Raw genomic sequence first — 26,358 nt, forward strand, 5'->3', positions numbered from 1 at the left:
ATCACTTGCATTCAACTCGTTCTCGTGTGCCACAGGCGTAGACGGCTCCTCAACTGGATGGACCAAAACGATCTCGTCCCATTCTACCCTGTGGAGGCCTGCAATCCCGCACGAACACCCCCTCACTGGCCAATAAAGCGCCGCCAGAGCCGATAGAGGGTCCTTCCATGAGGACGGATACGCCGGGCGGACCCCCAGTTGCGCTACAGGCCATTCAGCGGGCGCAGCGATCGGTGCTCCGGGTCATCCGTACGTATCGCGTGGGCCTCGTCCCTTGACGGAACGCCCGCCCTTGCGCCAGCTCGGAGCCGCCGGCCCGACGACGGAGAGCCGCGTGACGACGCCGGCGCCCAGTTCGGCCTCGAACCTCTGCAGCACCTGCGGCGTGATGAGGCGCAGCTGCGTCGCCCAGGCGGTCGAGTCGCACCTGACCAGGACGGTGTCGGCGTCGAAGCTCTCGGGGACGCAGTGCGCGGCGATGTCTGCTCCCACGATCTCGTCCCAGCGTGAGAGCACCGAACCGATCGCCACGGGTGATTTCCAGCCCCGTTCCGCGAGCATCCGCGAGAACACGTTCCCCACGCCTTCGGGATCCCGTCCGCCGTACACGGGCTCGGGCGAGTACCGGCGCTTCGGCGCCTTCGCTGTCCGCTTCGACACCGCCTCGCGAGGGGTGCCCCTGGCCTGGGATGCGCTGCGGAGCCTGTTGAGGAGGGCCTGCGGGGCATCCTGCTCGGGAAAGTCCCGGGCCCCTGGCTGGTCCGGGCCGTCCTGCACCGGGGCCTCGTCGTCCGGGCGGTCGTCAGACATGCGGTCCTCCTGCACCGGGGGAGGAAGTGTCGCGGTCGTGGCTGCCGATGTCCCCACTGACGTCGTCCGGTGCCTCGATGCCACCCGGCACGACCCGGATCTGCCGGCCGAGGAGCGCTGCGGGGATGTCGTCGCCGACGGCGGCCGTGACCAGCACCTGTTCCGCGGGGGCGACGATGGCGGCGAGGCGGGTACGGCGCTGGGCATCGAGTTCTGCGAAGACGTCGTCGAGGATCAGGACCGGATTGCCTCCGGGTGTGTGGTCCTCCTCGAGCAGCAGGTAGTACGAGGCTAGCCGCAGGGCCAGCGCCATCGACCAGGTCTCACCGTGCGATGCGTAGCCCTTCGCCGGCGCCTTCCCCAGGAGCAGATCGAGCTCGTCGCGGTGCGGACCGACGAGGGAGATTCCCCTCTCGAGCTCCTTCTTGCGGTGGCGCAGGAGGCCGGCGAGGAACAGCTCGGTCAGCTCGGTCAGGGTGAGGTCCCGCAGCCCCTCCTCGGAACGGCTGTGTCCGGTATCCGGACCGTCGTCACCGGCGAGGTCCTGCGACGACGACACGCTCGAGACGTAGGCGATCTCCGCGCGCTTCGAGCCGTCCGTCAGTTCCTTGTACGCCCGCTCCACGTGCGGGCGGAGCTGGTCGACGAGGACGATGCGGGCCGACAGGAGCCGGGCCCCGGTCTCTGCCAGGTGCTGATCCCACACATCGAGCGTGGCCTCGTGGGCGGTCGAGAACCTGCCGGCAGCCCGGGCCGATTTGAGGAGGGCGTTGCGCTGCTTGAGGACGCGCTCGTAGTCGGCACGCAACGCGGACTGGTGCGGGAGGAGGGAGACCATGACGTCGTCGAGGTACCGGCGGCGTCCCGACGGGTCGCCCTTCACCAGCGACAGGTCCTCGGGAGCGAACAGGACGGTCTTCAGGATCCCGGCGGCATCACGGGCCCGCACCGGATTGGACCTGTTGATCCGGGCCCGGTTCGCCGCCTCCGCGTTGATCTCCACCTCGACACTGGTGCGCTGGGATCCCCGGACGAACCTGCCGCGGATGATCGCGCGCTCCTCCCCGAAGGCGATGAGCGGCCTGTCGGTGCTGACGCGATGGGACGAGAGCGTGGCCAGGTAGCCGATGGCCTCGACGATGTTGGTCTTTCCCACGCCGTTCGGTCCCACGAAGACCGTGACGCCGCGTTCGATCGCCGTATCGAGCTGCCCGTAGCTCCGGAACCCGGTGAGCGAGAGGTGCTCAACGTACACCGGAGACCACTTACTCGGGTTTCGGCTGAGCGGGCTTCACAGCATGGCCGCCGAACTGGTTGCGGAGCGCCGACACCATCTTCATCGACGGCGAGTCCTCCTGCCGTGATGCGAACCGGGCGAACAGTGCGGCGGTGATGGCAGGTGCCGGAACGGAATTGGCGATCGCTTCCTCGACGGTCCATCGGCCCTCACCGGAATCCTCCACATAGCCGGCGATCTTCGACAGCCCGGGGTCCTCCTGCAACGCCTTGACGAGGAGGTCGAGCAGCCAGGAGCGGACGACCGTGCCTTTCTGCCAGGCAGCGAAGGTGCCGTGGACGTCCTTCACGATGTCCTTGGCCTCGAGCAGTTCGTAACCCTCGGCGTAGGACTGCATCAGCCCGTACTCGATGCCGTTGTGGACCATCTTCGCGTAGTGCCCCGCCCCGACGTCACCCACGTGGACGAAACTCTCGGCCCGATCACCCTCGGGACGGAGTGCGTCGAAGATGGGCATGGCCCGTTCCACATCTTCCCGGCTGCCGCCCGCCATCAGGCCGTAGCCGTTCTCGAGCCCCCAGACGCCGCCGGAGACACCGCAGTCGAGGAAGCTGATGCCCTTCTGGGCAAGGAGGGTGGCGTGGATCTGGTCATCGGTGAACTTGGAGTTGCCTCCGTCGATGACCAGGTCGCCCTTGGCAAGGACCTCGGAGAGGTCCTTGACGACGCCGTCGGTGATCTGGCCGGCCGGAACCATGACCCAGACGATCCGCGGTGCGGGAAGAGCGGCGACCAGTTCATCGAGGCTCGACACATCGGTGAGGTCGGGGTTCCGGTCGAAGCCCGTGACCTCGATGCCCTTCTCCCGCAGCCGCTCCCTCATGTTGAATCCCATTTTTCCGAGTCCAATGAGGCCGATGTGCATGAGGTTCTCTTTCTGACGATATGTCCGGCTGCCGGTCCGGCCAGTCGGTGTGCCTGCCGGGCGGTTACTGGTTGGGCAGCCGCACGGGCATCAGCAGGTACTTATAGTCTTCCCTGTCCTCGCCGGAGGCGTCATCCTGGGCCGAGATCACCGCGGGCTTGGGCGGTGAGGTGAAGGAGAACCGGACGTAGGGGCTGTTGAACGCGCCCAGGCCCTCACTCAGGTAATGCGGATTGAAGGCGACCGTGATGTCGTCGCCGTCGAGGACTGCCTCGATGGCCTCGGACGCCTGTGCGTCCTCTCCCGTACCGGCATCGAGTGTGACCTGGCCGTCCGTGAACGCGAGCCGGACGGGAGTATTCCGTTCGGCGACGAGGGAGACGCGGCGGACGGCCTCCACCAGGGAACTGGTCCGCACCGTGGCGTGGATGGGTGTGGTGTCCGGGAAGAGCGAACGGATCTTCGGGTAGTCGCCGTCGACGAGCAGCGACGTGGTGCGGCGCCCGCCCGATTCGAAGCCGATGAGTTCGGAGTCGTCGGAGAAGGCGATGTTCAGGTCGCCGGCGCCGCCGAGGGTCTTGGCGACCTCGTTGAGCGTCTTCGCCTTGACCAGGGCACTGGTGGAGATCCCCGGAGTGGTCGGTTTCCAGGAGACCTCACGGAGGGCGAGCCGGTAGCGGTCCGTGGCGAGGAGAGTGATCAGGTCGTCCTCGATCTCCATGCGGACACCCGTCAGGATGGGCAGCGTGTCGTCACGGCTGGCCGCGATGATCACCTGGGAGACGGCCTGGGAGAAGGCATCGCCGTCGACGACACCGCTCACGGCCGGGAGCTTCGGCAGTTCGGGGTATTCGCCCTCGGGCATGGTGGCGAGGTTGAAGCGGCTGTTGCGGCACGTCAGGGTCACCTTCGAGCCATCGGTCGCCACCTCCACCGGTGCGGAGGGAAGACTCCTGCAGATATCGGCGAGCAGCCGCCCCGAGACGAGGATGGTGCCTTCCTCGAGGACATCCGCTGCGATCTCGAGGCGCGCGGAGATCTCGTAGTCGAAGCTGGCGAGGCTCAGGGAGCCTCCTTCGGCCTTGATGAGCAGGCCGGCGAGCACAGGTACGGGCGGGCGCGGTGACAGCGAGCGGGCGGTCCAGGACACAGCCTCCGCAAGTACGTCCCGTTCAACTCTGAATTTCACGGAGCAGTGCCGCCTTTCGCCAGATCAAAAAAACAGCCACCTGCGAATCGCTGGCGGATGGTGGGTCGAATCGTCCACGGAAGAGCCCGGGCACGGGGAACTACAACCCTACTGGGTGAAAGCTTAGCCGGGTAGCGGGGCTGCGCAGCAGGCCCGGGAGCTCGGCGGGCGGGGTCGAACGGAACGTGGAATGTTATTTGACGAGCTTTTGAAGTTTAAGGTTCGTAGTGTTAATAACTGCTGTGGATTCTGTGGATAAGTCGGCTGGGCGGCTCGCCGGTGCGGATCCTCCCTGTGGACAAGCTGTGGGGACGGCCGACGGCCGGCAGGAGGCGGCTGTGGGCGGAATCCTTGTCATTTCGGGGATCCACAGGCAGGAGGTGGTTTTTCCTCAGGTTGCGCGGTGATGTGCCCCTGGTTATCCACAGCTGTGTCCACACCTGTTAATTACGGTGGGACAGCGCAGGGGGTCGTCAGGCTTCGCGTTGCTTGTGCTTGATCCGGTTGGTCAACTCCGTGACCTGGTTGAAGATCGCACGGCGCTCTGCCATCAGTTCGCGGATCTTCCTGTCGGCGTGGATGACGGTGGTGTGGTCCCGGCCGCCGAGTTCCTGCCCGATCTTCGGCAGGGACATGTCCGTCAGCTCCCGGCACAGGTACATCGCGATCTGCCGCGCGGTGACCAGGGTCCTCGTACGCGACTTGCTGCAGAGTTCCTCCATGCTGATCTGGAAGTAGTCCGCGGTCTGCGCCATGATCACGGTCGAGGTGATCTCCTGCGCGCCGTCGTCCGAGATGAGGTCCTTCAGCACGATCTCGGCGAGGTTCACGTCGACCTGCTGGCGGTTCAGGCTCGCGAAGGCGGTGACCCGGATCAGGGCCCCCTCGAGTTCACGGATGTTCGTCGCGATCTTCGAGGCGATGTACTCCAGGACGTCGTCGGGCGCGCTGAGGCTGTCGCTGATCGCCTTCTTGCGCAGGATGGCGATGCGGGTCTCCAGTTCCGGCGGCTGGATGTCCGTCAGGAGGCCCCACTCGAAACGGGACCGCATGCGCTCCTCGAACCCGATGAGCTGCTTCGGTGGGAGGTCGGAGGTGATGACCACCTGCTTGCTGTGGTTGTGCAGCGCATTGAAGGTGTGGAAGAACTCCTCCATGGTCCGGTCCTTGCCGGAGAGGAACTGGATGTCGTCGATCAGCAGGATGTCCACGTTGCGGTAGGTCTGCTTGAAGCTCGAGCCCTCGTCATCGCGGATCGAGTTGATGAAGTCGTTGGTGAACTCCTCGGAATTCACGTAGCGCACACGGATGCCGGTGTAGAGGTGACGCGCATAGTGCCCGATGGCGTGGAGGAGGTGCGTCTTGCCCAGCCCGGAATCACCGTAGATGAACAGCGGGTTGTAGGCCTTCGCCGGTGCCTCGGCGACGGCGACCGCTGCTGCGTGTGCGAATCGGTTCGAGGATCCGATGACGAAGGTGTCGAAGATGTACTTCGGATTGAGCCGGCCGAACTCGTGCGAGTTGCTGGGAGGAGTAGGGGACGGCTTCGCCTCACCCTTGGGTTCCGGCGAGACCGGCTCGGGTTCCTGCTCGGGAACCTCCTCGGCGACGGGGGTCAGCTCGGGGTCGATGACGAACGCGCACTGGATGTCTTCCCGGAAGACGTTCCGCAGTGCCTCGTCGAGGGCTGCCTTGAGCTGGGTCTGGAGTACTTCGCGCGTCAGTTCGTTGGGGACGGCGATCAGCATGGTGGTTCCGATGAGGCCCTGGGCCTGGGCGAGCACCATGAAGCCGCGCTGTCGCGGAGTGACGCGATCGTCCTGTTCGAGGGTCCGGATGACTTTACGCCAGGAGCTCCCGACGTCGTTTACCTCATCTGTACCCACGAAAAAACCCCTCTTGGCTGCACAACCGCTCGAAAAGGTCCGTTCTCCACAGGGTTGTGCACATGTCGTGGATAAACGGACCAGAGCCAAGACTAGAGGATGAAAACTGCAGAAGATAGCGGACTGGCGCGGCAGGACGGGCACTGTGAAGGGTCTCACGCGGACCCCGCGGCGATGCGTGTAGTGTGATTTGGACGCCGGTTGTCCACAGGCAGTGGGAAAAGTAGCCCACAGGCCCACAGCGGCGAGTTTGACGCCCCAGAGCTGCGTCCCCTAACGTTATGTAGTCCAACACGTCTGCATTTCGCATGCCATCACAGGTTTTTCCGGGTACTAAGAGGCCTCGGGATGTGACAGCTCCTCCGCGAATGTCGGATGTACACCTTCATCGCGTCAGTCTGTTCTTCCCCCTTGTTGCAATGGGCCGGACGCATCTCAAGATCGTTCTGGAGTAACTACAGTGAGCAAGCGGACTTTTCAGCCGAATAACCGCCGTCGTGCCAAGAAGCACGGTTTCCGTCTTCGCATGCGCACCCGTGCAGGTCGTGCCATCCTGTCGGCACGCCGTGGCAAGGGCCGTACCGAACTCTCGGCATAAGCGGTTCCTCCCACGCCATGCGTCCTTCGGGTGATCGCGACGGCATCGGGCTCCTTCCTTCGACAATGAACAGGAATCCCCAGTGCTTCCGATGATCCACAGGGTGCGGACGGCAGCGGATTTTGCACGTACCGTACGTTCCGGTGCCCGATCAGGGCGCCGGAACGTCGTGCTATACGGCTCCAGGACACCGGATTCGGCGCCCTCGAGGGTCGGCTTCATCGTCGGCAAGAACGTGGGGAACGCAGTTACCCGCAACCTCGTTAAACGAAGGCTTCGCCACGCTTCGGCGGAGTGGGTCGCCGCCCACCCCCACGGGTACGACGTCGTCGTCCGGGCGTTGCCGGCGGCGGCGGACAGCGATTGGCCGGCCCTGCAGAAGGACTTCACGAGTTGCCTGGCTGCGGTCGCCCGCAGGCTGGACCGCTCCGACGCACCGGAAAGGCAGGGCAGAGTATCGTGAAGGTGGTCGCGGCGCGTGTGCTGGCCTTCCTCATCGGAGTGCCTCGCCTGGCTGTGATCGGACTCCTGATCGCGTACCGGAAGGTCGTCTCTCCGCTGTATGGACCGGTGTGCCGCTTCTACCCGAGTTGTTCCGCCTATGCACTCGAGGCCGTGACGGTTCACGGATTCGTTCGCGGGCTGGGCCTCGCTTCGCGGCGGCTGGTGCACTGCCACCCCTGGAACGACGGCGGCGTGGACCACGTGCCGGCGGGTTCCAGGACCTTCCCTGCAGGGAAGGTCCCCTCGATTGTTGTGTTGAACCATCCGGTCATCCCGGCCGATGACGAAAGCCGCCCCGCGGCTCGAGGAGCTAACTGATTATGGGTTTTTTTGAGACGATCCTGGCGCCGTTCAGGTGGCTCGTGTCGTGGATCATGTTCATGTTCCACGAGGGCTTCACGTTCCTCGGAATGGACCCCGCATCCGGCTGGACCTGGGTGCTGTCGATCGTCGGTCTCGTCGTCGTCATCCGCGCCGCCCTGATCCCCGTCTTCGTCAAGCAGATCAAGGCGCAGCGGGGGATGCAGGCACTGCAGCCGGATCTCCGCAAGCTCCAGCAGAAGTACAAGGGCAAGACGGACCAGCTCTCGCGCCAGGCGATGACGCAGGAACAGATGGCCCTGTACAAGAAGCACGGGACCAACCCGTTCGCGGCCTGCCTGCCGATCCTCATCCAGATGCCGTTCTTCTTCGCCCTGTTCACGGTTCTCAACGGCATCTCCCGCGCCAGCGCCGAGGGAGCCACGATCGGGGCGCTGTCCCCGGACTCGGTCCGCCAGTTCGACAACGCCACGATCTTCGGTGCGCCGCTCTCCTCCACCTTCCTCGGCAGCTTCGGCGCCGACGGGAACATCAGCGTCATCATCCTGTCCCTGCTCATGATCATCGCGATGACGGCATCGCAGTTCATCACGCAGAAGCAGATCATGGCGAAGAACATGTCCGAAGAGGCCATGCAGAGTCCCTTCATGCGTCAGCAGAAGATCATGCTCTACATCCTTCCGCTGGTGTTCGGCGTCGGTGGCATCAACTTCCCCATCGGTGTGCTGGTCTACTGGACCACCACGAACGTGTGGACGATGGCGCAGCAGTTCTACGTCATCCGCCGGATGCCCACGCCCGGATCCCCGGCAGCGAAGGCGCTTGCGGACCGTCGCGCCAAGAAGGGCCTGCCCATGGTCCCGCTCCTCGGTGAGCGGAAGGCCGAGCCGGCCATCGAATCCGTTCCGGAGCCACGGGGCCAGCGTGTCCAGCCCCAGCGCAAGAAGAGGAAGAAGCGATGACGGTAGACAACGAAGAGCACACGCCCGAGCTCGATGGCACGAAGTCCGACGCGACGGACGCGGACGGCACGGAGGTCCACGGTGACGGCGACACGATCGCCGGGACCAAGGCAGCCAGGCTCGATGAAGAGGGGGATGTCGCCGCTGACTACCTCGAGGAACTCCTGGATATCGCAGATATCGACGGCGACATCGACATCGAGGTCCGTAGCGGCCGCACGTATATCTCCATCGTGTCCGAGGACCGTTCCGACGCTGGCCTGAGCTCACTGGTCGGTCGGGACGGAGAGGTGCTCGAAGCGCTCCAGGAGCTGACCCGACTCAGCGTCCTGACCGCGACCGACGCCCGTTCCCGTCTCGTGCTCGACGTCGACGGCTATCGCGGCCGCCGTGGGGGCGAGCTGACGAAGATCGCCCAGGACGCCGTCGAGAAGGTCAGGGAGACCGGAGACGACGTGGCGCTGGCGCCGATGTCCGCCTATGAGCGGAAGATCGTCCACGACGTCGTCGCCGACCTCGGCTTCGTCAGTGAGTCCGAGGGCGAGGGCCAGGCCCGGCACATCGTCGTATCCCCCAGCGATGACTGAGGAATCACCCTCTGCAGCCGGTTTCGCCCCCGAGCCGACGGCCGATGAACTGGTCGCTGCGTCGGCGGTCTTCGGCTCCCGGCTCGACCTCGCCCGTGGGTTCGTCGGCCACCTGGCTTCCTCGGGCATCGAGCGTGGGCTCCTCGGTCCCAGGGAGGTGCCGCGTCTCTGGGGGCGGCATGTCCTCAACTGTGCTGTCGTCGCCGAATTGATGGACCGGGATGCGTCCGTCGTGGACGTGGGCAGTGGAGCGGGACTTCCAGGGCTGGCCCTCGCCATAGCGCGGCCGGACCTCGAGGTGCACCTGGTGGAGCCGCTGGACCGACGCGTCACCTGGTTGAAGGAGGTCGTGGAGGATCTCTCCCTGGCCAACGTCGTCGTCCACAGGGGCCGCGCGGAGCAGATGGTCGGCGAGGTGTCGGGAAACTACGTCACGGCACGTGCGGTCTCCGCTCTGTCCACGCTCGCGGGATGGACGATTCCCCTGACCAGGGCCGGCGGACAGGTCCTCGCTATCAAGGGTCGGAGCGCGGCGGAAGAGATCGAGAAAGCCCGCAAGCTGATTCGGAAGCTCGGCGGAGGACCCGCGGAGATCGTGACGGTCGGCGCCGACGTCCTCGAGGAGCCGACGACGGTTGTTCGAATCCCCGTACGCCTCGCCTGAGCCTGACGTCCTGCTGGTCGCACCGCTCTTCGTCCCAACCTGCCGAGCACTAGCGGCTACCCTTGTAGATAACGACGTCTGGCATGTGAGAGTGAGCAACTGAGTGACCATCAAGGACGCCCCCGCGAAGAATTCCGAGTCCCTTCTGGTGGCCGGGTCCCCTCTCGCCTTAGGCCTGCGGGAAATACAGCCCGGCGCGTTTGCGGACCCGGCAAATACCGGCGTTGTTCCACGTGAAACGGCAAGCGCGCCCTCCGGAGCCGTGGACAGCCCGCCGGTGAAGAAGCCGGCGAAGGGGAAGAACGTCATGGAAGCCATGGACGAGTCGTCGCCACTCGGCCGCGAACTGGCGAGCGAGGCGAAGCGCCGTGAGAAACTCCTGGGCAAGGCCCTTCCCAAGCCGAAGAACACCCGGATCATGACGATCAGCAACCAGAAGGGTGGCGTGGGCAAGACGACGACGACGGTCAACATCGCTGCTGCCCTCGCCACGGCCGGGCTGCAGGTGCTGGTGATCGACATCGATCCCCAGGGCAACGCCTCGACGGCGCTCAACATCGCCCATCACGCGGATGTCGACTCGATCTACGACGTCCTCATCGACGATGTACCGCTGGGTGACGTTGTTGCTCCCTGCCCTGATGTCCCGAACCTGATCTGCGCTCCTGCGACCATCCACCTCGCCGGCGCGGAGATCGAACTCGTCTCGCTGGTCGCGCGTGAGCAGCGGCTTCGTCGTGCTATCGACGTGTATGCCAAGGCGCGCGAGGAGAACGGCGAGCCACGACTGGACTTCGTGTTCATCGACTGCCCGCCGAGCCTCGGCTTGCTGACAGTCAACGCATTCGTTGCGGCTAAGGAAGTCCTCATCCCCATCCAGTGCGAGTACTACGCGCTCGAGGGTCTGAGTCAGCTGCTGAAGAACATCGAGATGATCCAGAAGCATCTGAACGCGGATCTGGCCGTATCGACGATCCTGTTGACGATGTACGACGGGCGTACCAATCTTGCGGCCCAGGTCGCGGCCGAGGTGCGCGAGCATTTTCCCCAGGAGGTCCTGAAGGCGGTAGTGCCCAGATCCGTGCGGATCTCTGAAGCACCCAGCTACCAGCAGACAGTCATGACCTACGATCCGTCCTCCAGCGGAGCGCTCTCCTACCAGGAGGCCGCGGCGGAAATCGCCTCGCGCTCCTGACACCTCGGAGTACCGGTCCTCACGGACGATCAGAAGTAGCGGTGGAGCGATGCTCCAACACTTTGGAAGGAATGACATGGCGGAAAAGCGTCGCGGACTCGGACGAGGGTTGGGAGCCCTCATTCCCAGCGCATCAGCTGAGGAGATCCTCGAGACGCCTCAGCCGGATCCCGAGCCTGAGCCCGAAGAGCGGGAGATCTCTTCAAGCGGTGGTTCGGACAACTCGAGGCGGCAGGGAGGCCGTCCTGTCGATCTCTTCTTCGAACGCGTGACGGAGGACGACGTCGCCGAGCAGCCTCGTTCGTACTCCTCCGCCCTTCGCAGTGGTATCAACAAGAATGTTCTGGACGCTCAAACGAAGCGGGTTGCGAAATCGTCTAACCGGAAGCCTCCGCTGAAGCGCGACGGATCGAAGGTCGAGCCGCTCTCGCCCACGACGTCCAGGGAGGAGGAAGCCCGAGCCGGGGCGGCGCCCGCGCTGTCCGAGGGCCCGAGCGGTGAGAGCGCCGTGGTAGCCGTCGTGTCGAGCCACGAAGCTCAGGCTCGCGCTGCGGTTCGGAGTGAGGCAGGAGCGACCCGCTCCCGAACCAGCCAGACTAAACCGTCCGTGTCCGGGCAGGACGCGGAGCCCGGCGTGGACAGCGTCGTTCAGGACGAGCTGTCCTCCGGTTCTGGAACTGCTGATGCCGTCGTCGCTGGCGCGAAGAACTCTGTTTCACGTGAAACAAGAGAAGACGAGATGATCGACGGGATTAAGGACGCGCCCGCTGGCGAGGCAGTTCAGGACGCAGACGAGAAGCCCGGCTTGGTCGAGGTTCCTGGGGCGACGTTCGCTGAACTCCCCGTGGGGGCGATCCACCCCAACCGCAAGCAGCCGAGGGTGGAGTTCAACGAAGATGAGCTGGCGGAGCTCGTCCATTCGATCCGCGAGATCGGTGTGCTACAGCCGGTAGTCGTTCGGCCTTCCCAGGAGAACGGTGAGGCGAAGTACGAGTTGGTTATGGGCGAGCGCCGTTGGCGTGCTTCGCGCGAGGCCGGTATGGAGACAATCCCCGCCATCATCCGGTCCACGCTCGATGACGATCTGCTGCGGGACGCTCTTCTCGAGAACCTGCATCGGAGTGCGCTCAACCCCCTCGAGGAGGCGGCCGCGTATCAGCAGCTGCTCGAAGACTTCGGTTGTTCGCACGACGAGCTTGCCGGGAGGCTAGGACGGTCTCGACCGCAGATCTCCAACACCATCCGTCTGATGAAGCTGCCGCCTCTTGTCCAGCGGCGGGTTGCTGCGGGCGTGCTGTCCGCCGGACACGCACGGGCACTCCTTGGCCTCGGCGACTCTGCGGACATGGAGAAGCTGGCGCAGAAGATCGTCGCAGAAGGGTTGTCTGTCAGGTCGACCGAGGAGATCGTTGCACTGAGCGGTGGCCTGCGCCGTCCCAGCAAGCCGACATCACCGCGGGACGGTGCCCGGCACGAGCGACTGGACTACCTTGCAACGTCTCTCTCGGATCGACTGGATACGAATGTCAAGATCACCCTCGGGGCCAAGAAGGGGCGCGTCAGCATCGAGTTCGCCAGCGTCGACGACCTCAACAGGATCATTGGAGTTCTGTCACCCGCTGCGGAATAATCCGCTCGTCCAGGGGTAGGCGCGTTTCACGTGAAACGGGGCCGATGTGGAGCCGCCTGCAGTCTCCATATCGGCCCGCCATACCGCCGCTGGAAAACCCCCCCTGTGGCTGGGGTCTGCCCTATTCGATCAGGCTGGACTTCCCGAACGCGCTGCCAGCCGGTTCGGGGTGTCGGCTAACCTGGCGCGGCAGCGCTGGCCGAGGAGTACCCTCCAGTCGAACTGCTCATCGTCCCCCACAGCGCTGACAACTCCTCGGAGCCCATGGCGGCCGGGTGTTTCACGTGAAACTGCCGATGTACGCTTCCCTCGGCACTTGGGAACGAGCTATTGCTCTACATACGGGCTCACTCCACGAGAGGCCCATCCACCATTCAGCCGCACTTCCCGGCTGTCCTCGCTCAGACCTCCGCCGGACGCGAAGGCCAGGACCTTCGAGCCGGCTATCTCGACATTGTCTCGCGTATCGACCGCGCACACCAAGTCATTGAACTCGATGAAGAGTAGGAGGGCGGGTTGGTAGGCCTCAGCAAAGACTCCTCGTCCGAGTGCGTGCCTCCCGCGTGCGCGTTCAGGAGCGGTGAAGGTGCTCAGCAGGCGGGCGGCAAGAGCCAAGTCGGTTCGCGCGACAGGAGACACCTGGAGGTTTCACGTGAAACCCGACCGGATTCATAACCGCGCCTGGATCCGTTGCAGCATGCGCTGTGTCCTCGGAACGAGCCCGTATGCGGGCCGCTCGGGTGTCGGGTATCGAACGGCTTCCTCACGGAGGGCCCCGCTGCGCTGTCGAAGGATGGCACACGCTTCGCGCACTGGACGCTCCTGGCTTGTCGCGGGTAGCCGGTGTGCTCCAGAGGACGGGCGACGCCCCCGTGTGCGCAGAACTGCCGCTTCGGCGCGGAGCTGGAGCGCCTGCCAGGAGGAGACGCGTTCCGGTCTGCGCCGCGGCAGCGCTGATCACTCGCTCCGAGTACTTTTGCTCCCAGCGCCGAACCGGTCTACGAGGGGCTCCGGCGGGGCGGGTGCCGCCACGTAGAGCGCCCTCAAAGTGCCCGTTTCACGTGAAACAGCACCCGCGCGAGTGCCATGGGACTCACTGGGCATAGCCCAGAGCGCCTGAAGGGATCGCCCGGCTTGCGCCATCTTCGCTGCACTCGCCACGGCCCTTTTGGTGGGTTGCTTCCCGGGCGAAGCGAGGCTCACTCTCACCCGTGTTCTGATGCGTACTGGTGGGCGGAAGTCCGCACGATGCCCGTAGGACTCCGCAAGGCTGCTCGGTGGCTCTCTGCGACGCCCCTACGGTAGACAGCACACGGTCATCTTCGTTCCGTCAGAGGATGGCACTCGTTGGCAGGCTATAGGCCCTTAGCAGTTGAGTGCGACTTGAACATCTGCGACCGGCAGTCGTGTGGACCGTCGGCCGGCCGGCGCGTCCGAACTGGAGCGTCTATCCAAAGAGCTGAGGACAAGTGTCAGCCGAGTGATAGGTTCTTCGCAGTGGCCTGCGCGCCCCTTCCCTCCGGCCCCTGCTGCCCTTGACCCAGAACTCTCGATCTCTGTTCCACGTGAAACAGTCGTTCACCGAGTGCGGGCTGTCGTGCTGATTCTGATCGGAAGGCTTTCGCACAGTGTCGCGCCGCTCTTGTCTGCGGTTCACGGGAACCCGGTGCTGGCCAGGCTCGCGGACGCCCAGGGAGGCCCGCAAATATCAGGAGCCACACGGACTGAACCCTACCGATTCGGATCGCCTCGTGCCGCAAGGAATGGGGTCCGGCGGGCGGGCACGGCTTCCCTCCTGCAGACCGGCCGCCGTCGTGAGCAGGAGAGGTAGCCCAGTCATTCAGCGGTCGCCGTACACAGCGACAATGAGGATCACGGATACAACTTAAGGAGGTTTATTCGTCCACCGAGGCGGACAGGTTTCACGTGGAACCAAGCCCACCGCTGTCGAGCAGATTACATGCCCAACAGTTTCGACCGTCCCGTGGCGTGTTCGAGAACTCACCAACGGTCGGAGGACCGTCCGAAAGCTTCCCAACCGAAGAATACGAGCCGAGGTCAGCGGGTCGGCTCGCCTGTCCCTTCTGCAGACCGCGCGCGGGCTTGCCGGCACAGCGGGCGTGCTGGTTCCTGCCCGCTCCTGCGACCGGGCCGACAACAGGTAGGAGTAGGTGGCAGGTCTACCCCGCTACGAAGACTCCCCACACTCGGCCTACCGGGAAGGACGGTGGCAACGTCCGCGGCTCGTTCCACCGGCGCGAAGCCGGTGACCGCTGACGCCAGTGAGCTCCGACACCAGTGAGCGCCAGGGGTGGAGAGTCCTGCTCAGTTCTACCTGTTCCTAATCGGTTCTACTGACCGGCGGCGCCGTTACTGCGTTCTTCCGCCCAGCGGTCACCTCCGATGGATCTGCGACCGATCTGTTCGGGGCACCGGAGGGCCTTCGCCGTTGCTGTTCACCCTGAACGCGAAGAAGGGCTCGTCGCGAACCGACGAGCCCTTCTTCCATCAACGTGGGAGTTAGTTGATGAACGCGGCGAATTCCTGCTCCAGGACCTGCTTGGGCTTGGCTCCGATGGAGGTCGTTGCGACCTCGCCACCCTGGAAGACGTAGACCGCCGGAATCGAGGTGATGCCGTACTTGGCGGCGATCGCGGGGTTGTCGTCCACGTTCACCTTCACGACGTCGACCTTCTCCGCGTGCTCAGCCGCGATGTCGTCGAGGATCGGAGACAGCATGCGGCACGGCCCGCACCATTCCGCCCAGAAATCGACGATGACTGGCTTGCTTGCCTTGAGGACGTCTGCGTCGAATGACGCGTCCGTCACATCTTTTGCGTTGCTCATGGCGATACTCCTTGTGGTTGGTCGGTCAGAGGGAAGCTGATTCGGATACTGCCTCGGCCGGTGGCGTCGGCACCCGTGCTGCCGTCAGGGAAGCGCTCACGGTGTCCGCGAGGTAGTGCTCCACGTCGAGGGCCGCGACGCAGCCGCTTCCGGAGGCCGTGATGGCCTGGCGGTAGGTGGGGTCGATCACGTCGCCTGCTGCGAAGACACCGGGGAGCGAGGTCTTGGACGTCCGGCCCTGTACGGCGATGGTCCCCTCACTGGTGAGTTCCAGCTGGTCCTTGACGAGGTCGACCCGGGGATCGTTGCCAATAGCAACGAAAATCCCTGTGACATCGATGTCGGTGGTGGTTCCGTCGACGGTGCTGGCTACCTTGACGCCCGTGACCTTCTCGGCGCCGTGGATGCCCACCACCTCCGAGTTCCACAGGAAGCGGATCTTCTCGTGAGCGAAGGCGCGGTCCTGCATGATCTTCGATGCACGCAGGGTGTCGCGGCGGTGGATCACCGTGACCGAGCGCGCGAACTTGGTCAGGAAGAGCGCCTCTTCCATCGCGGAATCGCCACCGCCGACGACGGCGATGTCCTGGTCACGGAAGAAGAACCCGTCGCACGTCGCACACCAGCTCACGCCGTGCCCGGAAAGCCGCTTCTCGTCATGGAGGCCGATCTCGCGGTATTCGGAACCGGTCGAGATAATGACGGCGCGCGCGAGGAACTCCTCACCGGTGGCGATGGTGAGTTTCTTGATGCCGCCGTCGAGCTCGGCGGCGACGACGTCCTCGAAGAGGATCTCGGTCCCGAAGCGGCGGGCCTGCTTTTCGAACTGCTCCATGAGGTCAGGACCCATGACGCCTTCGGGGAAGCCGGGGAAGTTCTCGACATCGGTGGTGTTCATGAGCTCACCGCCGGCCTTGACCGAACTCGCGATCATGACGGGCTTGAGGTTGGCGCGGGCCGTGTAGACCGCCGCGGTGTACCCGGAGGGCCCGGAGCCCACGATGATGACGTCGTGGATCTTCGGCTCGCTACCGGAGCCGTCTGCCGTGGGCGTGTCCAACTGGACATCGGTTTGGGTTGTCACGTTCTCGAAAGACCTTTCTGTCTTCTCATTCGCGGATACTGCCCGGCCGGACATATCAGCGGACACTTCCCTCAACGGAACCACATGGGTGGTTATTCCGCCTGCAGGAGATGCCCGGGCCTGCCCGACCGACCGGTCGACAGGCGTAGGCACACACCGGCTCAGCTGACCGTGATCTCCGCGATCCGGAGGCCGAAGGGGTACTGCGCCTGGATGTTGGACAGCCGCGGTAGCTGGGTGAAGTTGATGATGACGTACCGGCCGGTGGTCGGTACGTCGGCTCCGTCGGGAATGGGAAGGGTCACCGTGGGAGCCGTGAATCCTCCCTGTGCGATCTGCTCGGCGCCCTCCAGGGATCGCTCATCGTTGACGAGTACCGAGAAGTTGCCGCCGGCGCCGTTCAGCTGCGCGATGGAGACCTGCGAGATCGTGGATTCCTGCTCGAGCTCGACGACCAGGGCGAGGTTGGTGGCAAGACCACCGAACGTGTCGCTGGCGTAGACCTGGTTGCCCCAGAAGGTCGCGGGATTGCCGTCGGTAACGAGGGGCAGGTTCACGTCGTTGGCCGCATCGAGCCCTGGATTGTCCGGCACCAGGCGGGTGACACCTGAGACGACGGGCGCGACGGCGTCAGGTGTCGGTGCGGCCGTCGGCGTGGCAGGCGCCGTCGCGTCTTCGGTCGCAGCGCTGCTGGTGGTCTGTCCGACGGGTTCGTCGGCCACATTCGTTCCACCGAAGATGGAGCCGATCTGCGTCGCTGCCAGCACGACGGCGACCACGAGGACGATGGTGAGCACCACGCCGACGAGGACGCGGGTGAACTTCCGGCCGCGATTGTCGTCGTCGTCGTCCGTGCGTCCGTCATGGCCGTCCGACGTGCCCGACCCGTCCGGGTGGTCGTCGTCGTCGTAGCTGTCCGGATCATCCCGCAACCCGGACAGCGGGAAACGTGACGCGGCCCTTCCGGGCTGCCGGGAGGCTGCGGCGGCCGCGGCGCCGGCCACCCCGGCTGCACCGGCACCTGCAACGGCTGCCGCCCGGTGCTGGTGGCCGTCGTCGTCCTGCTTGTGCCGGTCCTCGCGGGACCCGACGGGAGCGGCCGACGCTCCGCCCGGCCTCTGGGTGGGGGGTGGAGGAACGAGGTGCTGGGTCTGCCGACGCTCTGGCTCGGGTTCTGCGGGAACCGGGGGCAGATCGGAAGTGTCCTCCTGGCGGGAGTCGTCTGATCCGTTCCGGCCGAATCGCCGCGTGAGGCCCGAGAAGCGTGGCTGCCGCCGGCCCTGCTGACCGGCGTCGTACTCCTCGTACTCGTCCTCGTCATGGTCGTCGTACGTCTCCGGCTCCGTGGAGCGCGGCCGGCCGAAGATCTCCGAGCCGAGCGTGTCCGTGAAGAACGGCTCGACGTACGGGGCCTCCTGCGCCGGGGAATCCTGCTGGACGATCAGGTCCAGCATGTCGGCCGCGGGAGTCCTGTTGGTCACCAGGTAGGTGCCGGACTCGGTGATACCGAGGTCGAGGACCTGGATGTTCTCGCTCCTGTCACCGGTTGCGAGTTCACGGGCACTCGTGGCGACCTGGGAGGCATTGCCGGCCGACGCGACGAGGATGCTGACGGGCCGGTTGAGCACCTGGTCGACGCCGTCGAGCACGAGGTCCTTCTCAGCAGATGCCAGCACGTAGGCGGTCACCTTGTACCGGCCGCCCAGCACTGAACCGACGTCTACTGCTTCTGGCACGTGTTCCTCCCGGAGACCATGGCTGATTTCTACCCATGCTACCGGTCGGTCGACCCATTCCCGGGCGGGTACGTCAGGCGCCACTCCGGCGGAATCTCGCGAGGAGGGGCCCCAGGAACTCGTCCAATTCGGTGATTCGGAGCAGCTTCAGCATGCCCAGGTAGACCGCCGTCATGACGAGCCCGCCGATCACCAGCACGACGACGGCGTTGAGTTTGGACTGCCAGAGGAAGCCTGCGGCGTCGTAGCCGCCGAAGGCCCAGCAGAGCGCCGTTCCGACGACTGCTGCGAGGATGCCGGCGAGGGTGAGCTTCACGTGGACGTCGAAGACGTGCCCTGCACCGTAGGACCCGATCTTCCGCGTCAGGAAGACATGGCTGACGACGACGGCGATCGCGTTGCCGAGCGAGTAGGCGACGGCCAGCATGGGCACGATGAGCCGGGGATCGAACATCCCGGCGGTGAGTGCGAGGACGACGCCGACGACGGACAGGATCAGCTGGATCTTGAGCGGGGTCTTCACGTCCTCGCTCGCGTAGAACACGCGGTTCAGGAAGAAGTTCGCGCTCAGGAACGGGGCTCCCACGGCGAGTATCGCGATGATGACCCCGTTGATGGCGGCGCTCTCGGGTGATTCGCTGAACAGCATCCCGAGGGGACCGGCGAACGCGAGCAGGACGGCTGCACCGAAGACCGTCGCGACGCCGATGATGCGCAGGCCCCGTGAGAGGGTGGCCCGAACTGTCGGCAGGTCGCCGTCGGCGTGAGCCGACGAGAGCTGGTTGAACATCACGGTGGCCAGGGACAACGCGATGACGGAGTGCGGCAGCTGGTAGACCATGGCGCCGAACTCGAGGTTCGTCGAGCCGGCGATCTGCACGGGCGGGTCCTGTGCCAGCAGCCGCGGCCGGGCGTCGGAGGCGATGGTGGCGATGCGCTGGTTCACGAGGTACAGCCCGTTGCCGATCAGCATCGTCACGATCGTGACGGACGCGAGCTTGCCCGTGCGGCCGAGCCCTGTTCCCCGGATGCCGAACATCGGCTTCAGCCCGAGGTTCAGGCGCTTCAGGGGGATGAACAGCACGAGGGCCTGGATGACGATGCCGACGGTGGTCCCACCGGCCAGGAGCACGGTCTGCGCCGTCGTCCACGTGCCCGGTGTGTGCCGTTCCACCTGCTCGCTGCCCATGAGCAGGATGAAGACCACCAGGAAGGCGATCGACACGATGTTGTTGACGACCGGCGCCCACATGTACGGTCCGAAGGATCCGTTGGCGTTGAGGATCTGCCCCGTCACCGCGTACATCCCGTAGAAGAAGATCTGCGGCAGGCACCAGTAGGCGAACGCCGTGGTGAGGGCGAGGTTCGCGCCCGTGAAACTCGTCGTCAGGCCGACGATGACCGGCGCGGCGAGAGTCACGAGCACGGTCAGGACGAGCAGGGCTGCGGCCGCGAGGGTGAGGAGCCGGCTGACGTAGTCCGCCCCCCGGTCCGGGAGCCTGCTGGCCCGGATGATCTGGGGCACCAGGACGGCGTTGAAGACGCCGCCGGCGAGCATCAGGTAGAGGAAGTTCGGCAGGTTGTTGGCCGAGGTGAAGAGGTCCGACACCTGTCCCGCGGCCCCGATCGCCGTGGCGAGGAGGGCAACGCGGGCGAGGCCGAGGATCCGCGAGACGAGGGTGCCGGCGGCCATGATGGCGCTCGACCGGGCAGTGGAGGAATCCTGCGCGGCCGAGGGCTCGTCGCGGGCAGGCCGTCCGGCGTCCTGCAGGGGAATCGAGGCGGTGTTCGTGTCAGACATCGTCATCCATCGTCTCACCAGGAGAGGACGACGGCGTTCGCGGGGGCACGCGCGGCGGTTCAGAGATGCTCGGGCAGGACCTCGCGGGCGAGGTCGGCGATGCGCCGTTCATTGGGGAAGGACAGGCGCCGCCCCAGTTCCTGCAGGGGAACCCACGCGACATCGACGGCTTCATGGTCCGGATCGTTCTCGATGGTGAGATAACCGCCGGTCGCGATCAGCAGGAAGTGATGGACGGTCTTGTGCACCCGATGGCCGCTGACGGTGAACCAGTAGTCGATGCTGCCCAGGGCCGAGACGATCCTGCCCTCGATGCCGGTCTCCTCCGCGATCTCGCGGACAGCCGCTTCCTCGCTGTTCTCCACGCCTTCCGGGTGGCCCTTCGGCAGGCACCACTCCAGCCGACCCCCGCGGTTCAGGCGGGCGATGATGGCGACGTCGAGCGTCTCCTTCGTGGTGTCCACGACGATCCCGCCGGCCGACACCTCCTCCACCGTGGGCAGCTGGTGCTGCACGGCAGGCATACCCGTGGTTCCCATTGACACTGTCAGCGGGGTGCGCTTAGGAGCACTTGGAACGGGTCGGTCCATGCAGACCACTCTAACGATCTTTAAGGAGGGGCGATGACGGCGCGGCCCGTTGCCCGCCCACCCCTACAGCATCCCTCCCGGCATCAGCGGAGGCCCCCGCGGTGTGGGAAAAGGGGGCCGATCTGGCACCCTTAAGGGACTATGTCGCACCTGCTGGACACCTCGACCCTTACCGCACCCCTGCCTCCCGTGGTCCTCGAGGTCGGCGAGCTCTTCGATGCTGCCGGCCACGAGCTCTCCCTCGTCGGCGGGCCGGTGCGCGACCTGTTCCTCGGCAGGGCATCACCCGACCTCGACTTCACCACGGATGCCGATCCGGACCAGATCCTCGCCGTCATCAGACGCTGGGCGGACGCGTACTGGGAGATCGGGCGGGCTTTCGGGACGATCGGGCTGCGCAAGGACGGCTTCCAGATCGAGATCACCACGTACCGCGCGGAGGCCTACGACCCCGCCTCCCGGAAGCCGGCGGTCGCCTTCGGGTCGAGCCTCGAGAACGACCTCCTGCGTCGTGACTTCACCATCAACGCCATGGCGCTGAGGCTTCCATCGCTCGAACTCGTCGACCTGTTCGGCGGTGTGGGGGACCTGCACGCGGGTCTCCTCCGCACGCCCGGAACGCCGTCGTCGTCCTTCTCCGACGACCCGCTGCGCATGATGCGCGCCGCGCGTTTCGTCTCCCAGCTCGGCGTGACGGTCGCCCCCGAGGTGTCCGAGGCAATGGTGTCCATGGCCGAGCGGATCTCGATCATCTCCGCGGAACGCGTACGCGACGAGCTGGTCAAGCTCATCCAGGGCAAGGCGCCCGACGCCGGGATCGACCTCATGGTGGACACCGGGCTCGCCGAGCACGTGCTGCCGGAAGTGTCGGCGCTGCGTCTCGAGACGGACGAGCACCATCGCCACAAGGACGTCTACCAGCACTCGCTGACGGTGCTGCGCCAGGCCTGCTCCCTCGAGAGCGACGACGACGGGCCGGTGCCGGGGCCCGACGTCGTCCTGCGCCTCGCCGCGCTCCTGCACGACGTCGGCAAGCCCGCCACGCGGAAGTTCGAGCCCGGTGGCGCCGTGAGCTTCCGGCACCACGACGCGGTCGGCGCGAAGCTGGTGACCAAGAGGCTGCGTGCCCTGCGGTTCGACAACGACACCATCAAGGCCGTCGCGCGGCTCGTGGAGCTGCACATGCGGTTCTACGGCTACGGCGAAGCCGGCTGGAGCGACTCGGCGGTGCGGCGGTACGTGAACGACGCCGGCCCCCTCCTCGAGCGGCTGCATCGCCTCACGCGCTCCGACGTGACCACCCGGAACCGCAGGAAGGCCGAGCGCCTCGCTTTCGCCTACGACGACCTCGAGGCGAGGATCGCGACGCTCGCGGAGCAGGAGGAACTGGACTCGATCCGGCCGGACCTGGATGGGGAGCAGATCATGGCGCTGCTCGGGATCCGGCCCGGCCCCGTGGTGGGGCGCGCGTACCGCTTCCTCCTCGAGGAACGGATGGAGCACGGCCCGCACGAGCCCGAGGATGCCGAGACCAAGCTCCGCCAGTGGTGGAACGAGCAGCCCGAATCACAGGAGAGCACAGCATGAAGCCCATGACAGGCGCCGCGGCACCGGATCTCACTCCCGCGGGCACCCCACTGCCGAAACTGTGGCTCCTGCGGCACGGCGAGACGGAGTGGTCGAGGGACGGGCGCTACACGGGATTGACGGACCTCCCGCTGACGCAGCACGGGGAGGAACAGGCGCTCGCCGCCCGTGGGCAACTCGAGGGCGTCGATTTCGGCCTGGTGGTGACCTCGCCGCTGCAGCGCGCGGTGCGCACGGCCGAGCTCGCCGGCTTTCCCGATGCCGAGGTGCTGCCGTATGCGCACGAGTGGGACTACGGCGACAACGAGGGCCGCAACAGTGCAGCGGTGCGCGAGGAGAACCCCGGCTACCTGATCTGGAACGACGGCGCCCCGAACGGGGAGACGCTCGACCAGGTCTCGGAGCGCGCGGACCGGGTCATCGCACGGGTCCAGGCGGGCTGTGGCACGCCCGCGGACCGGGATCCGGGAGCGACGCCCGTCGAGAACGCCCTGCTCGTGGCGCACGGACACTTCCTCCGGATCGTCGCGGCCCGGTGGCTGCAGTTCGGTGGCATCGAGGGCCGTCACTTCGTGCTCGGCACAGCGGCGGTCTGTGCCCTCGGTTGGGACAAGCGCACACCGGCCATCGTGCACTGGAACCTCTAGTCGGCCTCGGGCCGGGATCCGACTGCGGCTCGACAGCAATTCCGCCTTCCGCAGACAGACATTCATGAATTCGTGCAGTGGGCTATGCGATACGTATTTCATGCGGTAGCTTTGCACATAAGCCATTGGGTCTTCCCAACTCGAATATCGGGGGACGCACCGGCCGTACGCCCATAAGTGCACTCGACGAGATGGAGGTGGAGATTGTGAATATCATGCTCAGCGGAGCCTTTGCCCGCGGCACCAATCCCGCCTTCGTTGTCCGTACGCACTAGGAAGTCGGCGCACCGGCAGTAGCCGGCCCATCTCCGCATAGCCCGTTCCCGTGCGCGGCTTCCTCGTCTTCTCCCTTTCCGGCACTGCCATCTCCTGGCGATTCCCGGCCTTTCTTCACCCATGAAAGCCAGTCATGCCCAATTCCCGGCCTATTCCTGCCCAATTAGTCGACACACCGGCTCCGCCAGTGCATTCCTCGCAGCCCGCTCGTCCTCCTCGCGGTGAATTCATCATGAGCGGATCTTTGACCCCGCTCTCGCACGGCGCAGGTCCGGTATCGGAGCTGCCGGGTGTCCCGGCAGCGCCGATGCCCGGTTTCCACCACCGGAAAGAAGTGCAGCTCATGCTGCGGAGGTGGCGGCGGCATGCCTCGCTCCTGGGACGGATCCTGTCCAGCCAGTCCCGCGGGCCGTGGGACGAAGCCCATCGCTTCACGCTTCCCCAACACACCATGCACATCAAGTGACCGGACAGGAGCCGACGACCGACTCCCGGCCCCCGCGACCACTCCTGTCACCTGCACCTGGGACGCCCTGGTGCAGGTGCATCGGATCCTCCGAGGCGCCGAGGTAGGGGATACCGTCATGGCGTGAGGTCGCGGCGGCCGAGCAGATAGGCGCCGACCCCTGCTCCGACGAGGGCGATCACCGTCATCGTGAGGGCGGCTGCGGGATCGAAGGCCTCGACCGGCATTGCCGCGGAGTGACGGAACGGGCTCAGATCCTGTAGCCAGGCGGGCAGGCGCAGCAGGTCGCCGAACTGGCCGAGCACCAGCCCTCCTGCGAGGATTCCCCACCCCACGGGAATGCACACCCTCGGTGCCGCAGAGAAGAGCAGCGTCGCTTCCGCGACGAACACGACGGCGGCCGGGACGTGCGCCAGCCCGGCAGCCACCAGGTACCACGACGAGCCGTCCGCTGCGCCGGAGAGGGCCAGACCGATGGCTGCAGCGGTCCCGGAGACGAGCGCCACGAGGACCACCGAGGCCGCGGCCAGGGCCAGGTTCGCACTCAGCCACCGTGCCCGTGAGCGGGGCGTGGCCAGGAGGAGTTCGGCCCGGCCTTCTGTTTCCTCCGCCCGGAGCCGCAGGACCGCCTGGATGCCGGCGGCTGCGGCCAGGACCCCCGCGATGCCGAGCAGGGCCGCGGTGAACACGTCGATGATCTCCGCCTGGCTGCCCGGGACGAGCCGCGCGATCAACCGGCTGAGCGACTCGTTGCCGTCGATGGCGGTGGTGACAACGGGCGCGAGACCACCGGCGGTCCCTCCGAGCAGTGCCGCGGCGACACACCAGCCGGTCAGGGTAGCCCGTTGCTGGTGCCAGGCAAGACCCAGCAAGGAGGCACCGGCGGCGCCTGCGCGTTCCCGGCCTGTGCGGTCCGGGAGCAGGCTGGCACCCAGGTCCCTGCGTCCCCTCAGCACGACGACGGCCACGGCGATGATTGCTGCGGCTGCCGTCAGGCCCAGGAGGGGCGCGGGATCGGCGACCGAGAAGGGCCGGGCACGCTGGCCCCAGCCGAGAGGCGACAGCAGGGAGAGCCACCCGCTCGCCACCTGGGTCAGATCGGCGTTCGGGGTGCCGGAGGCATCACCGATGCCGCGCAGCAGGTAACTCACCCCGACCAGGCCCGCAGCGGCACCGTTGGCAGACCGCCCTGAGGGCATCACCTGCGCTACGGCCGCTGCGGTGGCCACGAAGAAGACCCCGACCGCGCCGACTGCTGCCCCTGCGGTGAGGGCCCCAGACCCAGGCAGCCCGGCGGCGATGAACCCCGCAGCCACGCACAACGCCAACACGAGGTTCGCAGCGACCCCGAGCGTCAGGGTTGCCACCAGTGGGCCGGCCCGCCGCACCGGCAGGGAACCCACGAGCTCTGCGCGTCCGAGCTCCTCATCGGTACGGGTGTTGCGGATCACGAAGAACGTGCTCATCAGCGCTGCGAGCACCGCGGTGAAGGCATATCCCTGGAAGAACACGACCTGCCCGATGCCGGTGCCGTCGGGCACGCCGCGGATGAACAGGAATGCCGGGCTCGCCGCCGCCACGGTGATGATCGCCACCCGCGCCGACTCGTCCGCGAACTCCGTGGCCACGGCACGGGCCACGACGAACCCGAGGAGGGCGATACACAGGATCCAGACGGGCAGGACGACCCGTTCCCTTCGAACGTGGGCCAGCACCAGGCCCACGATCCCGGACATCAGGGCACCTGGCCGGTGGGGTCGTCGTAGTGGCTGAGGAACAGGGACTCCAGCGACGGCGGAGACACACTCAACCCACTGATCCCGGCGGTTGCAGCCTCTTCCAGCACCTGTGGGAGATCGGCGGGATGCACGTCGAACTCCGCCACGTCCCCTTCGGCCAGCACGCCATACAGCCCGGGCAGGCCTGCCAGCTTTGCGGCCCCGGGCCCCTCGACCCTGAAGTGGGTCAGTTTCAGATGCCGCAGCTCGGCCAGGGCGCCGGTCTCCACGGCCCTGCCGGAGCGGATGATCGTCACCCTGCCGCAGAGATGCTCGACCTCGCTGAGGATATGGCTGGAGAGCAGCACCGTGGCACCGGCAGCGCTGACACGCTGGACCTGCCGCCGGAACACCAGTTCCATCAACGGGTCCAGGCCGGAGCTGGGCTCATCGAGCAGGTACAGCCGGGCGGGGCGGGCGAATGCAGCGATCAGGGCGACCTTCTGCCGGTTGCCTTTCGAGTAGGTCCGGGCCTTGCGCCGCGGATCCAGGTCGAACTCATCGATCAGTTCCCTGCGCAACCGCTCATCAGCACCCCCGCGCAGCCCGGTGAGCAGGTCGATGACTTCCCCGCCGGAGAGGTTCGGCCACAGGCTCACATCCCCTGGTACATAGGCGATGTCCCGGTGGGCACGGACGGGGTCCCGCCAGGGGTCCAGCCCGAACACGCGGGCCGTTCCGGAGGTCGCGCGGATGAGGCCGAGGAGTATTCGCAGTGCCGTCGATTTACCGGCCCCGTTCGGCCCGAGGAAGCCGTGGACCTCGCCCTCTTCGACACGCAGATCCAGGCGGTCCAGGGCACGGATCCTGCCGAAAGCCTTCACGAGACCGGTGGTGTCGATGATCGGATGTGATGCTGGCGCTGATGCCATGGCGGGTACCATTCTCTCGGACCGACCGCCGAGGCGGCCGCCACGGCGTTCCACGGGCACAAGACCCGCAGGCCGACCAGGCTTCCCGGCTCTCCGCTCACACCCTACGTCCGGACCGACCGGTCGGGGAAGAGCGGCCGCCGACGGCCGAGAATCCCTTGTTCAC

General features: G+C 66.1%; 23 protein-coding genes. 11 read left to right on the forward strand and 12 right to left on the reverse strand.

Translation table 11 applies throughout. From position 1 onward, the window contains the following. Nucleotides 1–243: 243 nt before the first annotated feature. The 5 genes from ACIQCY_RS08405 to dnaA all read right to left on the reverse strand — a co-directional run bounded on the left by ACIQCY_RS08405 (nt 244) and on the right by dnaA (nt 6,047). Complete coding sequence (locus ACIQCY_RS08405) at nt 244–810, reverse strand: DUF721 domain-containing protein (protein WP_400483444.1); 567 nt, start codon at nt 808–810, stop codon at nt 244–246. Next, nucleotides 803–2,065: a DNA replication/repair protein RecF gene (gene recF / locus ACIQCY_RS08410; protein ID WP_400483445.1), complete on the reverse strand. Its 1,263-nt coding sequence runs from the start codon at nt 2,063–2,065 to the stop codon at nt 803–805. Before recF ends, ACIQCY_RS08405 begins: the two co-directional genes overlap by 8 nt. Before the next feature lie 10 nt (nt 2,066–2,075). Next, nucleotides 2,076–2,972 carry a phosphogluconate dehydrogenase (NAD(+)-dependent, decarboxylating) gene (gene gnd, locus ACIQCY_RS08415; protein ID WP_400483446.1) on the reverse strand — a complete coding sequence of 299 codons (897 nt, stop codon included), beginning with the start codon at nt 2,970–2,972 and terminating at the stop codon, nt 2,076–2,078. A 64-nt stretch (nt 2,973–3,036) separates the two neighbouring features. Further along, nucleotides 3,037–4,161, reverse strand: a complete 1,125-nt coding sequence (gene dnaN, locus ACIQCY_RS08420; RefSeq protein WP_400483447.1) for a DNA polymerase III subunit beta — start codon at nt 4,159–4,161, stop codon at nt 3,037–3,039. A gap of 473 nt (nt 4,162–4,634) precedes the next feature. Beyond that, on the reverse strand, nt 4,635–6,047 hold the full coding sequence (gene dnaA / locus ACIQCY_RS08425) for a chromosomal replication initiator protein DnaA (protein WP_400483448.1): 1,413 nt from the start codon (nt 6,045–6,047) through the stop codon (nt 4,635–4,637). A gap of 460 nt (nt 6,048–6,507) precedes the next feature. Between dnaA and rpmH the strand changes: the two genes are divergently transcribed. The 8 genes from rpmH to ACIQCY_RS08465 all read left to right on the forward strand — a co-directional run bounded on the left by rpmH (nt 6,508) and on the right by ACIQCY_RS08465 (nt 12,508). After that, a complete protein-coding gene (rpmH, locus tag ACIQCY_RS08430; protein ID WP_022892375.1) occupies nt 6,508–6,645 on the forward strand; it encodes a 50S ribosomal protein L34 in 138 nt (45 codons plus the stop codon). 91 nt (nt 6,646–6,736) lie between these two features. Beyond that, nucleotides 6,737–7,108: a ribonuclease P protein component gene (rnpA, locus tag ACIQCY_RS08435; RefSeq protein WP_400483567.1), complete on the forward strand. Its 372-nt coding sequence runs from the start codon at nt 6,737–6,739 to the stop codon at nt 7,106–7,108. A 53-nt stretch (nt 7,109–7,161) separates the two neighbouring features. After that, nucleotides 7,162–7,467 (forward strand): membrane protein insertion efficiency factor YidD, encoded by a 306-nt coding sequence (gene yidD, locus ACIQCY_RS08440; RefSeq protein WP_400483568.1) that lies wholly within the window; start codon nt 7,162–7,164, stop codon nt 7,465–7,467. 2 nt (nt 7,468–7,469) lie between these two features. After that, nucleotides 7,470–8,432, forward strand: a complete 963-nt coding sequence (gene yidC, locus ACIQCY_RS08445) for a membrane protein insertase YidC (RefSeq protein ID WP_400483449.1) — start codon at nt 7,470–7,472, stop codon at nt 8,430–8,432. Next, nucleotides 8,429–9,019 (forward strand): protein jag, encoded by a 591-nt coding sequence (locus tag ACIQCY_RS08450; protein ID WP_400483450.1) that lies wholly within the window; start codon nt 8,429–8,431, stop codon nt 9,017–9,019. Before yidC ends, ACIQCY_RS08450 begins: the two co-directional genes overlap by 4 nt. Continuing rightward, on the forward strand, nt 9,012–9,683 hold the full coding sequence (gene rsmG / locus ACIQCY_RS08455; protein WP_400483451.1) for a 16S rRNA (guanine(527)-N(7))-methyltransferase RsmG: 672 nt from the start codon (nt 9,012–9,014) through the stop codon (nt 9,681–9,683). The genes ACIQCY_RS08450 and rsmG overlap by 8 nt, the downstream gene beginning before the upstream one ends. Before the next feature lie 307 nt (nt 9,684–9,990). Continuing rightward, nucleotides 9,991–10,878 (forward strand): ParA family protein, encoded by an 888-nt coding sequence (locus ACIQCY_RS08460; RefSeq protein WP_400483569.1) that lies wholly within the window; start codon nt 9,991–9,993, stop codon nt 10,876–10,878. Nucleotides 10,879–10,954: 76 nt separating this feature from the next. Then, complete coding sequence (locus ACIQCY_RS08465; protein WP_400483452.1) at nt 10,955–12,508, forward strand: ParB/RepB/Spo0J family partition protein; 1,554 nt, start codon at nt 10,955–10,957, stop codon at nt 12,506–12,508. A 2,520-nt stretch (nt 12,509–15,028) separates the two neighbouring features. Here the strand turns inward: ACIQCY_RS08465 and trxA are convergent. The 5 genes from trxA to ACIQCY_RS08490 form a co-directional block, all read right to left on the reverse strand. Next, nucleotides 15,029–15,355, reverse strand: coding sequence for a thioredoxin (gene trxA, locus ACIQCY_RS08470; protein WP_400483453.1), 327 nt, complete (start codon nt 15,353–15,355; stop codon nt 15,029–15,031). Nucleotides 15,356–15,380: 25 nt separating this feature from the next. Next, entirely contained in the window at nt 15,381–16,373 is a 993-nt protein-coding gene (trxB, locus tag ACIQCY_RS08475; RefSeq protein WP_400483570.1) for a thioredoxin-disulfide reductase, read from the reverse strand. A 227-nt stretch (nt 16,374–16,600) separates the two neighbouring features. After that, nucleotides 16,601–18,175, reverse strand: coding sequence for an ABC transporter substrate-binding protein (locus tag ACIQCY_RS08480; RefSeq protein ID WP_400483454.1), 1,575 nt, complete (start codon nt 18,173–18,175; stop codon nt 16,601–16,603). Nucleotides 18,176–18,248: 73 nt separating this feature from the next. Beyond that, the gene (gene murJ / locus ACIQCY_RS08485) at nt 18,249–19,976 is read right to left on the reverse strand and encodes a murein biosynthesis integral membrane protein MurJ (protein WP_400483455.1); all 1,728 of its coding nucleotides are present in this window, start codon (nt 19,974–19,976) and stop codon (nt 18,249–18,251) included. A 59-nt stretch (nt 19,977–20,035) separates the two neighbouring features. Beyond that, nucleotides 20,036–20,515, reverse strand: coding sequence for an NUDIX hydrolase (locus ACIQCY_RS08490; RefSeq protein WP_400483456.1), 480 nt, complete (start codon nt 20,513–20,515; stop codon nt 20,036–20,038). 192 nt (nt 20,516–20,707) lie between these two features. Here ACIQCY_RS08490 and ACIQCY_RS08495 point away from each other — a divergent pair, with 192 nt between their 5' ends. From ACIQCY_RS08495 to ACIQCY_RS08505, 3 genes are all read left to right on the forward strand, one after another. Then, nucleotides 20,708–22,153 carry a CCA tRNA nucleotidyltransferase gene (locus ACIQCY_RS08495; protein WP_400483457.1) on the forward strand — a complete coding sequence of 482 codons (1,446 nt, stop codon included), beginning with the start codon at nt 20,708–20,710 and terminating at the stop codon, nt 22,151–22,153. Then, a complete protein-coding gene (locus ACIQCY_RS08500; protein WP_400483458.1) occupies nt 22,150–22,800 on the forward strand; it encodes a histidine phosphatase family protein in 651 nt (216 codons plus the stop codon). The genes ACIQCY_RS08495 and ACIQCY_RS08500 overlap by 4 nt, the downstream gene beginning before the upstream one ends. Nucleotides 22,801–23,308: 508 nt before the next feature. After that, complete coding sequence (locus ACIQCY_RS08505; protein ID WP_400483459.1) at nt 23,309–23,542, forward strand: hypothetical protein; 234 nt, start codon at nt 23,309–23,311, stop codon at nt 23,540–23,542. A gap of 116 nt (nt 23,543–23,658) precedes the next feature. On the opposite strand, the gene ACIQCY_RS08510 is transcribed toward ACIQCY_RS08505, so the two are convergent. Together ACIQCY_RS08510 and ACIQCY_RS08515 are read right to left on the reverse strand one after the other, a co-directional pair. Further along, nucleotides 23,659–25,278, reverse strand: coding sequence for an ABC transporter permease (locus ACIQCY_RS08510; protein ID WP_400483460.1), 1,620 nt, complete (start codon nt 25,276–25,278; stop codon nt 23,659–23,661). Beyond that, nucleotides 25,278–26,192 (reverse strand): ATP-binding cassette domain-containing protein, encoded by a 915-nt coding sequence (locus tag ACIQCY_RS08515; protein WP_400483461.1) that lies wholly within the window; start codon nt 26,190–26,192, stop codon nt 25,278–25,280. The genes ACIQCY_RS08510 and ACIQCY_RS08515 overlap by 1 nt, the downstream gene beginning before the upstream one ends. Nucleotides 26,193–26,358: the final 166 nt, after the last annotated feature.

The sequence above is a fragment of the Arthrobacter sp. NPDC092385 genome (assembly GCF_044755105.1).
Lineage (GTDB): Bacteria > Actinomycetota > Actinomycetes > Actinomycetales > Micrococcaceae > Arthrobacter_D.

Excerpts from the sequence above, each read along its gene's own strand:
- ACIQCY_RS08460 (WP_400483569.1), top strand. The coding sequence starts at position 9,991 with ATGGAAGCCATGGACGAGTCGTCGCCACTCGGCCGCGAACTGGCGAGC.
- murJ (WP_400483455.1), bottom strand. The coding sequence starts at position 19,976 with ATGTCTGACACGAACACCGCCTCGATTCCCCTGCAGGACGCCGGACGG.
- ACIQCY_RS08500 (WP_400483458.1), top strand. The coding sequence starts at position 22,150 with ATGAAGCCCATGACAGGCGCCGCGGCACCGGATCTCACTCCCGCGGGC.
- ACIQCY_RS08450 (WP_400483450.1), top strand. The coding sequence starts at position 8,429 with ATGACGGTAGACAACGAAGAGCACACGCCCGAGCTCGATGGCACGAAG.
- rnpA (WP_400483567.1), top strand. The coding sequence starts at position 6,737 with ATGATCCACAGGGTGCGGACGGCAGCGGATTTTGCACGTACCGTACGT.
- ACIQCY_RS08490 (WP_400483456.1), bottom strand. The coding sequence starts at position 20,515 with ATGGGAACCACGGGTATGCCTGCCGTGCAGCACCAGCTGCCCACGGTG.
- yidC (WP_400483449.1), top strand. The coding sequence starts at position 7,470 with ATGGGTTTTTTTGAGACGATCCTGGCGCCGTTCAGGTGGCTCGTGTCG.
- ACIQCY_RS08495 (WP_400483457.1), top strand. The coding sequence starts at position 20,708 with ATGTCGCACCTGCTGGACACCTCGACCCTTACCGCACCCCTGCCTCCC.
- ACIQCY_RS08515 (WP_400483461.1), bottom strand. The coding sequence starts at position 26,192 with ATGGCATCAGCGCCAGCATCACATCCGATCATCGACACCACCGGTCTC.
- gnd (WP_400483446.1), bottom strand. The coding sequence starts at position 2,972 with ATGCACATCGGCCTCATTGGACTCGGAAAAATGGGATTCAACATGAGG.
- ACIQCY_RS08505 (WP_400483459.1), top strand. The coding sequence starts at position 23,309 with ATGAGCGGATCTTTGACCCCGCTCTCGCACGGCGCAGGTCCGGTATCG.
- rsmG (WP_400483451.1), top strand. The coding sequence starts at position 9,012 with ATGACTGAGGAATCACCCTCTGCAGCCGGTTTCGCCCCCGAGCCGACG.
- ACIQCY_RS08405 (WP_400483444.1), bottom strand. The coding sequence starts at position 810 with ATGTCTGACGACCGCCCGGACGACGAGGCCCCGGTGCAGGACGGCCCG.
- trxA (WP_400483453.1), bottom strand. The coding sequence starts at position 15,355 with ATGAGCAACGCAAAAGATGTGACGGACGCGTCATTCGACGCAGACGTC.
- ACIQCY_RS08510 (WP_400483460.1), bottom strand. The coding sequence starts at position 25,278 with ATGTCCGGGATCGTGGGCCTGGTGCTGGCCCACGTTCGAAGGGAACGG.
- ACIQCY_RS08465 (WP_400483452.1), top strand. The coding sequence starts at position 10,955 with ATGGCGGAAAAGCGTCGCGGACTCGGACGAGGGTTGGGAGCCCTCATT.